Genomic DNA, 10,045 nt, shown 5'->3' on the forward strand with positions numbered 1-10,045 from the left:
ATTATGATTCAAATCTTATTTTACAATTGTCATTTCATCAACGATGTGTTTTGCTCCAGCAAATTTATCAACAACCCATAAAACATAACGAATATCTACAGAAATCGTACGTTGTAATTTAGGATCAAAGATTACATCACCAGCCATTGCTTCAATGTTTCCGTCAAATGCAATACCGATTAATTCACCTTTACCATTCATTACCGGAGAACCAGAGTTACCTCCTGTAATATCATTGTTTGATAAGAAATTTACGTGTAAATATCCATCTTTATCTCCATATTGTCCATAATCTTTCGCTTTCGCTAAATCTAATAAACGTTGTGGATTTTCGAACTCTTCGTCACCTGCGATGTGTTTTGCAACTGTACCTTCTAATGTTGTGAAATAGTTAGAAGCAACATCTGGTTGACGTTTTGGATTTGTACTTTTTGGTAAATTTTGAATAGAACCGTAAGTTAAACGTAACGTAGAGTTAGCATCTGGATATAAAATATTTCCGATTTTAGACTCACGTAAACCTTTTACCAATAAACGGAAGTTTTTAGAATAAACATCATTCAATTTTGCTTGTTCATCAGTTTGCTTAGAAGCTCTTTCTACTAAAGCATTTGACAAAACATATAAAGGATCTTTTTTCAAGACTTCTACATCTGGAGAAATTAAGAAATTCTCAACTTGTTTTTGATCAGCGAAGAAACTTCTTTCAACAGCATCATTTACATAAGCTGTAAAGTTCTTGTTATTTTGCTTCGCTAAATCAGCAACATAAGGCGCTAAACCAGCTTCGCTCGCTTTAGAAGCATAAAGATTTAATTGAGCAGCCAATAAATCTTTTTCTAAAGGTAAATACATTTTTTCGTAATATGCATTGATTGCATTCTGAATTTTCGGACGCATTTCATCACGTTTTGCATCATTCGCTGCTGCATAGTTTTCTAATGCTTTTCCAATAGAATATGGCGCACTTGCTAAAGTTGAGTAACGCAATAAAATGTTGATGTAATTGTTATGACGAGCATCTAAATTTGTTTTCGCATAATAATTATTCAAATTCGAAACAACATCACCATATTCGGCTTTGTTTGCTCCTTTTTGAGCCCATTTATTGAATTTTTCTTCTTCTTTTGTTTTCTTCGCAACAGTTCCGTGAAGTTTTAAAGCTTCGATCATTCCATCACGATTTTTCCAATAGTTCGCAACTCCAGCATATTTAGAAGCATAATCAATATTTACTTTTTGATTTTGCTCCATATATTTTTTCATTTGATCCATTGTCACTTTAGAAGCTTCAACCCAAGCAGGATAAGCGTACTCTACATTTTGAGCAACACCTTGCGCTGGCATCCAACGATTTGTACGACCTGGGTAACCTAAAATCATAGCGAAATCATTTGGTTGATATCCTTTTAGAGAAACTGGTAAATGATGTTTTGGTTGTAACGGAACATTGCTTGTAGAATAAGCTGCAGGATTTCCATCTTTGTCACCATATACACGGAACATAGAGAAATCTCCTGTGTGACGTGGCCATTCCCAGTTATCTGTATCTCCACCATATTTTCCAATAGAACTTGGAGGTGTTCCTACTAAACGTACATCTTCATAGTCTTGGTAAACAAAATAGTAATATTCATTTCCTTGGAAGAATGAACGAACAGAAACAACATATTTTCCGTTTTCGCTGTTTTCTTTTTCGATTTTTGCAATCTCTTGGTTAATCGCTTTTTCACGATCTAACTCAGACATTTTATCATTTACAACACCTAAAATACGTTTAGAAACATCATCCATACGAACGAAGAAACGTACTTTTAAGCTTTTTGGTTTTAACTCAGCAGCTTTGTCTTTTGCCCAAAAACCATCTTTTAAGTAATCATGTTCTGGAGCAGATAATTCAGCAATAGCACCATAACCACAGTGGTGATTTGTCAAAACTAAACCTTGTCCAGAAACCATTTCAGCAGTACATCCACCACCAAATTGTACAATAGCATCTTTTAAAGAGTTATTGTTGATACTATAAATTTCTTCTGAAGTTAATTGTAAACCTTGTTTTTGCATATCACGGTGATTCAGACGCTCGATGAACATCAAAAACCACATTCCTTCGTCAGCTTTCACTTTAAAAGGAAAAAGCATAACCACTAAAAGCGTGGATAATAAAAATTTTTTCATTATTTGTTTGTCTTCAATTTTACGAATTGCTAAAATAATTGATTATCTGAAGTTCTCCTAATCTTTAAGTATTTAATAAAGTTTTACTGAGGTTTTATTGTTAAAAAAAGATTATTTTTATTTAATTAACACAAAATTTGAATCGTGAAAGTAAAAATTAAAATCATTAATCTACTTTGCTTTCTAATTGGTTTTATTGGAATGGTTGGTTTCATTATTATTTTGAATAATCAAACTAAATCAAAACCTGAATATTTTTTTGATGAAACTAATTTATCATTTGAATATATAGATGAAATTAGAAAATATAATTTTGAAAAAAATCAATTCGAGCAATATTATATTGAAGATACTATTGTAATAAAAAACGTTCTTGATCAAAAAGAAAAAGAAAAGATAATTTCCTTAATTAGAGATAAAAATATTTTTAGATTAGACTCTATTTATCAAAAAGGTCATGGAATAATTGTTACACTACCTAATCTAAGAAAAAATATTATTATTAGTGATAAAACTATCAATAGACATTTTGTTCTAACTTCTGCCTTTGAAGAAAATAATTATTTATCAAATAAAAAAGATTATAATGAATTAATCAATTTTATTAATGAACTAAATAGCATTTTAGACAAAAATGATAAAATCAAACATCTTAAAAAAACAGATTTAGAATTTATATAACAAAAAAAGTCCGAGAAAATCTCGGACTTTTTACTTTATATCAAAACTTAATTAAGCTTCTTTATTATCTTGAGGTTTATCCTCTTTTTTCTCTGCTGATTTAGCAGGTTTTTCTGTTCTCTCTGGTTTTGGCAACAAAGCTTTACGAGATAATTTCATTTTCTTTTTATCATCGTAACCTAAGAATTTAACATCAATTTTATCACCGATGTTTACAGAATCTTCAACTTTTTCAAGACGTCTGTGCTCTAATTCAGAAATGTGAACTAAACCTTCAACTCCTTTTGCAATCTCTACAAACGCTCCAAATGGTTTGATAGATTTTACAACTGAATGATATGTTTCACCAACTTCTGGAACGAAAGCAATTTGTTTGATTCTTTCTACAACACGATCGATGTTTTCTTGAATCACACCATTGATTTCTACACGTCCTGTTGTATCTAACTCAGTAATTGCAATAACTGTTTCAGTTTCTTTTTGCATTTCTTGAATTACTTTTCCTCCAGGTCCGATTACTGCTCCAATGAATTCTTTAGGAATTTCAATTACAACAACTTTTGGTGCATTTGGTTTCAATTGTGGACGAGGTGCTGGTAAAGTTTCTAATAATTTACCTAAAATGTGCTCACGACCTTCTTTTGCTTGTAACAAAGCTGTTTCCATGATTTCCATAGATAAACCTTGTACTTTAATATCCATTTGACAAGCTGTGATACCGTCTGCAGTTCCTGTTACTTTAAAGTCCATATCTCCTAAGTGATCTTCATCTCCTAAGATATCAGACAATACTGTAAATTTCCCTGATTTAGTATCTGTGATTAACCCCATTGCAATACCTGAAACTGGTTTCTTCATTTGTAAACCAGAGTCCATAATTGCTAATGTTCCTGCACAAACTGTTGCCATAGAAGAAGAACCGTTAGATTCTAATACTTCAGAAACAATACGAACTGTATAAGGACAATCGTCAGGTAACATTTGCGCTAAAGCACGTTGTGCTAAGTTTCCGTGACCAACTTCACGACGAGAAGTTCCTCTTAATGGACGAGCTTCACCTGTTGAGAATGGAGGGAAATTATAGTGTAAAAAGAATTTTTCGTCGAAGTTTGTTACAACTCCATCAACCATATTAGCATCTTTAGAAGAACCTAAAGTTACTGTAGCTAATGCTTGAGTTTCCCCACGTGTGAAGATTGCAGAACCATGAGTTGATGGTAAATAATCAACTTCTGTCCAAATTGGACGAATCGTTTTTGGATCACGTCCATCTAAACGAATTCCTTCGTTTAAGATTAATTGACGTACAGCTTCTTTTTGTACATCGTGGAAGTAAATGTGAGCAAAAGGAGTTACACGAGCTAACTCTTCTTCATCTCCTTCGTATTGAGCTAAGAAATCTGCTTCAACTTGAGCAAATTTATCACCTCTTTCGTGTTTATCAGATGGGTGTTTAGCGATATCATAAAATTTATCATATCCATAAGCCCATACTTTTTCGCGAATTTCTTCGTCGTGTGTTTCGTGGCTATATTCACGTTTTGGTAAAGATTTACCTACTTTCGCTGCTAAACTTTCTTGTGCTTCAATTTGTTTTTTAATCTCAGCATGAGCAAATTCAATTGCGTCTAACATTTCACGTTCAGAAATTTCGCTCATCTCCCCTTCTACCATTACAACAGAATCTTTAGAAGCACCAACCATAATGTCGATATCTGCTTGGTCTAATTGTTCTTTTGAAGGATTAATCATTAACTCACCATTCAAACGAATAACGCGAGCTTCTGAAATTAATGTGAAAGGAATATCTGTAATTGCAATGGCTGCTGATGCAGCTAAACCAGCTAAAGCTTCTGGCATTACATTTTTGTCGTAAGAAATAAGTGAGATCATGACCTGAACCTCAGCATGAAAGTCTTCTGGAAACATTGGGCGTAAAACACGGTCTACAAGACGCATTGTTAATACTTCATCATCTGATGGTTTTGCTTCTCTTCTGAAGAAATTCCCTGGGATGCGTCCTGCAGCGTAAAATTTTTCTCTATAATCTACTGTTAAAGGTAAAAAATCTACACCTGGATTTGCTTCTTTGTTTGCTACAACTGTAGCTAATAACATGGTGTCGCCCATGCGTACAACCACAGATCCGTCAGCTTGTTTTGCTAATTTCCCTGTTTCGATTGTAATTTCTCTTCCGTCTGAAAGAGTAATTTTTTCTGTGATCGCCTGTGGAATCATTCGTCTTCTTAGTATTTAATTCGTCTAAAGTTAAAGCCGTTTGCTTTAACTGCATTATATAAAGATAAATATCTTATTTTAATTTATAACAAAAAAAAAGGCAATTTCTACGTAATTGCCCTTTTATATTGTGTTTAAAATTACTTACGTAATCCTAATTCAGCGATAATCGCACGGTATCTTGTGATATCTTTTTTCTTTAAGTAGTTTAATAACGCTTTACGCTTACCAACTAACATAACTAATGATCTTTCTGTATTAAAATCTTTGTGATTTTTTTTCAAGTGACCAGTTAAGTGGTTAATTCTGTAAGTGAATAATGCGATTTGCCCTTCTGCAGATCCTGTATCTGTTGCAGATTTACCATGCTTTGCGAATAATTCGCTTTTTACTTCTGATGTTAAGTACATGCCAATATTATTTAATAATTATTATGTAATGAGGTGCAAATGTACAACTATTATATGAAATAATAAACTTTGTACAAAAATAAAAGTGACCGATTGGTTAATTCGGTCACTTTTTAAAAATTTGGTTTAGTTTGATTTAGATAGATAATAGAAAGTGATATTTTAATTTTCTACTAAATCGGATAAGTTTGTTAGTTGTAAAAGACTTGCTTTCACGATTTTTGGTTGGTAGGTTAAAAGTCGGCTTGTTTCAATAATTAATCATAGGTTAGTTAATAATTATTAAAATAGGTTTAGGTAGGTAAGATTAATCTTCTATAATTCGTATTTTTTTATTTGTTATTATTTTAATCGGATAAACTACTTTTTCGTCCGCAGTTTGTATTGTCATACATATATTGTTAATAGCAATTATCACGCCTTGTACATCATCTTCGATGATAATTCTTTGTCCAATTTCAAAATTTCTATTGGTATAAAAGGACAATAATAATCTGTAAATAACGTCTTTTGATCCTAATCCAAACGCGATGGCTAATGTCAAGAACACCGATCCTAAGATTAAGGATAAATTATTCGTAATTAAATCTGTATTAACTCCAGCTTGATTTAATGAAGTAATAATTGTAAATATCAAAATGATATAAAAAATGATATTACTAATAATATTTGCTCCGTTTAAATCAATTGATTTAATCAAACTTCTCAAAAAAGTTTTGATATAGTTAGCTAAATAAAATCCTCCTGCAAATATCAATACTGCACTAAAAAATTGTGGAAGATAATCTACAATTCGTCCTATTTGGTTAGAAACAACTGTTAAACCAAAAATATCTGAGCCAATAATAATGATCAATAAGATGATAAACAATCTTACAAATTGTAATATAATTTTAGATGGATCGACTTCTATTGACGAATTTTTTAATGCTTCGTTATTATTTAATGCTTTTTTTAGATTATCTATTTTAGATAATTTCAATATGTACTTGGTCAATATCAGAATCAACTTTAGCAAGATATACGACAGGATAATGAATATGATACCTCCTACAACTTTAGGAAAAATAAGTACCATTTCTTGATATAAGCTTTCTAACAAGCTAAAATTTAAACCTATATTCATATAATCTATTTATAGTTAACCTTCTTTATCTTTTTTGTTCGGTTTGTTAATTGATTTTTTTCCGATTCCGAAAAAATTTCCAATTGTACTTGGATATTTTACTGAAACCAAATCGGCTACCTCCAACGATAATTTTATTAAAGCAACATCATCCATAACTTTTTGTTTTATTGTTTCTGGAAGCTTTTCATTGGCTAGTATAGTCTTAAAAGGATTTTCCATTTTACAAAGCGTTATAAATTTTTAGTAAACGATTTTTTGCTCTATTCAATCTCATCTTAGTTGCACTTTCACCAATCTCTAAAGTTTCTGAAATTTCTTTGATTGAAAATTCATCTTGATATTTCATGAGTAATATAGATTTCTCTTCGACATCCAACTCCTTTAGGGACTGCGTTAGTTTTTCGATTTTTAATTCAAAAATTTCTTTGTCATCAATAATTTCATCATTATAGTTATCAACCAAATCATCCGTTACCGAATAATTTTTTCTTTCTTCTTTTATCTTTCGTTGCACATGATTGACACAAAAATTATATGTAAAAGAATATAACCAAGTAGAGAATTTAGATTTTGATTGATATGTTTTCAGTTTTACAAACAACTTTACAAATATATCATGCGTCATATCCTGCGCCTCTGCTTGATCTTCTACAAAGCTCAAACATTTATTATATACCGTATGCGCATACCTATCATACAATATACCGAACAAATGTTGATTTTTTGTCTCGACAATCTTATACACCAAAATGTCATCTGCAATATTTTCTATAGAATCTTTTGACATTTCAACTGCTTACATTTATATGACACACCTATTCCTATTTGGTCACTTGTTTTTTTTGATTTTTTTATATTTATTTTAAAATAGCTTTAACTTAAACGAATATCTATCTAAAATACAATAATATATAAAAAAAACCGACAAATAAAAATTTATCGGTTTTTTTATAAAATAATAATTGTTACGAATTATTTCTCCAAAACATCTAAGACATCCTGAAAACCTCCTCCATTAAAAATTTCGTCTACACCTTGTGCTTGTAAATATTGTGCAGCTTGACCAGAACGGTTACCACTTCTACAAAAAACCACAATAGGTCTTGACATTTCTTTAAACTCCTCTACTCTCGTAGGAACTTCTCCTAATGGAATATTGATCGCATTTGGAACAAATCCATCTGTATCCAATTCAAAAGGCTCGCGAACATCTACTAATGTTACATTAGCATTGTTTATTGCTTCAACTGTTGTCATTTTAATAATTCTATTTCTATTTTTTATCCAATCAATAATTTTGCCAAGCATCTTACCAAATTCTAATACGGTCTTTTGGTGCTTTGTACAATTTATCTCCTGGTTTTGTTTTAAACGCATCGTGGAACGCATCAATATTAACGATTGGTCCAAAAGAACGGTAATATCCAGGCGAATGTGGATCTGTTTTCACTTGATTTACTAACGCTTCGTCAGTCGCTTTTGTTCTCCAAATAGTTGCCCAAGATAAGAAGAAACGTTGTTGCGGAGTATATCCATCTATATTTCCGTAAGTTCCTTTATCTTTCAAATACATTTGTAATGCATCAAAAGCAACAGAAGCTCCTCCTAAATCTCCAATATTTTCCCCAGATGTAAATGTACCATTAACGTGTGTTCCTGCTACTGGTTCATAACCATCATATTGCGTAGCCAAAGCTTTAGTAGCTTTTGCAAATTTCTCTTCGTCTTGTGGTGTCCACCAGTTTACTAAGTTACCATCACCGTCAAATTTAGCTCCCGAATCATCGAATCCGTGAGAAATTTCGTGACCGATAACTGCTCCAATTCCACCAAAGTTTACAGCTGCATCCGCTCTATAATCATAGAAAGGTGGTTGTAAAATTGCTGCTGGGAAAACAATTTCGTTATTAGTTGGATTAAAATATGCATTTACAGTTTGTGGCGACATTCCCCAACGAGTTTTGTCAACTGGTTTTCCAAAATCTTTCAAGTTTTCTGCTTGACGCCATTTGCTAATTGCCATTACATCTTCAATTAAGTTTCCTCCATCTGCCAAAGATTTTACTTGTAATCCAGAATAATCTTTCCATTTATCAGGGTAACCAATTTTTACAGTAAACTTGTTTAATTTTTCTAACGCTTTCGTTTTAGTTGCGTCAGACATCCAATCTAATTCTTTGATGTGTTTGTCAAAAGATTTGAATAAATAACTGATTAATTCTTCAGCTTTTGCTTTTGCCTCTGGTGGAAAATTATCTTTCACATAAATTTGTCCTAATAATTCTCCTGTTGCGCCATTTACAAACGCTAAACCTCTTTTTTCTAATGGACGTTGCTCTTTTTGACCAGATAAAGTTTTTCCGTAAAATTCGAAATTAATTTTATCTAAATCAGATGTTGAATAACTTGCATAAGAATTGATTAATTTAAAACGTAAATAATCCTTAATCAAAGGTAAATTCTCTTGATTTAAGATTTTATCTAAATTTTTATAATAATCTAATTCACCAATAATTACCGTTTCTGGATTAATTCCTAACGCTTTTACATAACGCTCAATATCAACATTTTTCGTTAAATTTTTAACTTCTGATAATTTTACAGGATTGTACGATTTATTTGGATCACGATCTTCTTCAACAGTTTTGATGTATTTCGCCATCATTTTTTCGAAAGCCACAATTTTTGGCCCTTTTAAATCACGAGTTTTAGATCCTGTAAAAGGAAAAACTTGATCGATATATTGATTTAAATTAGCTAAAGTTTCAGTGTTTTTAGCATCTTCTTTTTGGTAATATGTTTTACCTAAAGTTAATCCAACACTTCCTAAATAAACAGCATTTTGCGTACTATTTTTCATATCAGTATAAACAGATACACCATAAAATGGATTCTCACCAATTGGAGTAACCTCTGTTAAATACGCTTGTAAATCTGTCAAATTTTTGATTGCATCAATTTGCTTAAAGTATTTCTGAATTGGAGCAATTCCTGTTTTATTTCTAGCTTCCATGTTTGTATAAGCCGAATATAAATCAGAAATTTTTTGTTCATTAGAATCTTGAGCATATTTATTATTCAATAAATCTTTTACCAATTTCAACGATACTTTATCTGTATTCTCTCTCAACTCATCGAAACTTCCCCATCTTGCTCTATCAGAAGGAATTTCTGTAATTTTCATCCAATTACCATTTACATAATTATATAAATCATCTTGAGGACGAACAGACTTATCCATATAATTTGGATTAAAAGCCTGATATGATTCTTGCGCAATTGCCAAAACAGAAGTACATGCAAATGCAGCAACAAATAGTTGTTTTTTCATATTTCTACTAAGTATTTTTGATATGATATGTCGAAATTAATACGACGTTTGTTACAAATTTACTAAATAAAGTATTAA

The 10,045-nt window shown here is 31.3% G+C and carries 9 protein-coding genes; 1 reads left to right on the top strand and 8 read right to left on the bottom strand.

The features are described 5' to 3' along the window. Positions 1 to 15 precede the first annotated feature (15 nt). Positions 16 to 2,178: a S46 family peptidase gene (locus tag N5D03_RS11155; protein WP_038333656.1), complete on the bottom strand. Its 2,163-nt coding sequence runs from the start codon at positions 2,176 to 2,178 to the stop codon at positions 16 to 18. Between the two features lie 222 nt (positions 2,179 to 2,400). Here N5D03_RS11155 and N5D03_RS11160 point away from each other — a divergent pair, with 222 nt between their 5' ends. Further along, positions 2,401 to 2,859 (top strand): hypothetical protein, encoded by a 459-nt coding sequence (locus tag N5D03_RS11160; RefSeq protein WP_280051692.1) that lies wholly within the window; start codon positions 2,401 to 2,403, stop codon positions 2,857 to 2,859. A gap of 51 nt (positions 2,860 to 2,910) precedes the next feature. On the opposite strand, the gene N5D03_RS11165 is transcribed toward N5D03_RS11160, so the two are convergent. The 7 genes from N5D03_RS11165 to N5D03_RS11195 all read right to left on the bottom strand — a co-directional run bounded on the left by N5D03_RS11165 (position 2,911) and on the right by N5D03_RS11195 (position 9,967). After that, entirely contained in the window at positions 2,911 to 5,097 is a 2,187-nt protein-coding gene (locus N5D03_RS11165) for a polyribonucleotide nucleotidyltransferase (protein WP_038333655.1), read from the bottom strand. Between the two features lie 140 nt (positions 5,098 to 5,237). Beyond that, the gene (gene rpsO / locus N5D03_RS11170) at positions 5,238 to 5,507 is read right to left on the bottom strand and encodes a 30S ribosomal protein S15 (protein WP_038333654.1); all 270 of its coding nucleotides are present in this window, start codon (positions 5,505 to 5,507) and stop codon (positions 5,238 to 5,240) included. Between the two features lie 307 nt (positions 5,508 to 5,814). Next, positions 5,815 to 6,633 (bottom strand): small-conductance mechanosensitive channel, encoded by an 819-nt coding sequence (locus tag N5D03_RS11175; protein WP_114999934.1) that lies wholly within the window; start codon positions 6,631 to 6,633, stop codon positions 5,815 to 5,817. Positions 6,634 to 6,648: 15 nt separating this feature from the next. Then, positions 6,649 to 6,855, bottom strand: a complete 207-nt coding sequence (locus N5D03_RS11180; RefSeq protein ID WP_125350386.1) for a hypothetical protein — start codon at positions 6,853 to 6,855, stop codon at positions 6,649 to 6,651. 1 nt (position 6,856) lies between these two features. Then, positions 6,857 to 7,423, bottom strand: a complete 567-nt coding sequence (locus N5D03_RS11185) for an RNA polymerase sigma factor (protein WP_038333651.1) — start codon at positions 7,421 to 7,423, stop codon at positions 6,857 to 6,859. A 185-nt stretch (positions 7,424 to 7,608) separates the two neighbouring features. Further along, positions 7,609 to 7,893, bottom strand: a complete 285-nt coding sequence (locus N5D03_RS11190; protein WP_115002022.1) for a rhodanese-like domain-containing protein — start codon at positions 7,891 to 7,893, stop codon at positions 7,609 to 7,611. Positions 7,894 to 7,945: 52 nt separating this feature from the next. Next, positions 7,946 to 9,967, bottom strand: coding sequence for a M13 family metallopeptidase (locus N5D03_RS11195; RefSeq protein WP_280051693.1), 2,022 nt, complete (start codon positions 9,965 to 9,967; stop codon positions 7,946 to 7,948). Positions 9,968 to 10,045 lie beyond the last annotated feature (78 nt).

Origin of the sequence: Empedobacter sp. GD03861 (genome assembly GCF_029840885.1) — a bacterium.
Taxonomy (GTDB): domain Bacteria; phylum Bacteroidota; class Bacteroidia; order Flavobacteriales; family Weeksellaceae; genus Empedobacter; species Empedobacter falsenii_B.

Bases quoted from the DNA above. Each gene is read 5' to 3' on its own strand.
- N5D03_RS11155 (WP_038333656.1), bottom strand. From the start codon at position 2,178: ATGAAAAAATTTTTATTATCCACGCTTTTAGTGGTTATGCTTTTTCCT.
- N5D03_RS11165 (WP_038333655.1), bottom strand. From the start codon at position 5,097: ATGATTCCACAGGCGATCACAGAAAAAATTACTCTTTCAGACGGAAGA.
- rpsO (WP_038333654.1), bottom strand. From the start codon at position 5,507: ATGTACTTAACATCAGAAGTAAAAAGCGAATTATTCGCAAAGCATGGT.
- N5D03_RS11175 (WP_114999934.1), bottom strand. From the start codon at position 6,633: ATGAATATAGGTTTAAATTTTAGCTTGTTAGAAAGCTTATATCAAGAA.
- N5D03_RS11180 (WP_125350386.1), bottom strand. From the start codon at position 6,855: ATGGAAAATCCTTTTAAGACTATACTAGCCAATGAAAAGCTTCCAGAA.
- N5D03_RS11185 (WP_038333651.1), bottom strand. From the start codon at position 7,423: ATGTCAAAAGATTCTATAGAAAATATTGCAGATGACATTTTGGTGTAT.
- N5D03_RS11190 (WP_115002022.1), bottom strand. From the start codon at position 7,893: ATGACAACAGTTGAAGCAATAAACAATGCTAATGTAACATTAGTAGAT.
- N5D03_RS11195 (WP_280051693.1), bottom strand. From the start codon at position 9,967: ATGAAAAAACAACTATTTGTTGCTGCATTTGCATGTACTTCTGTTTTG.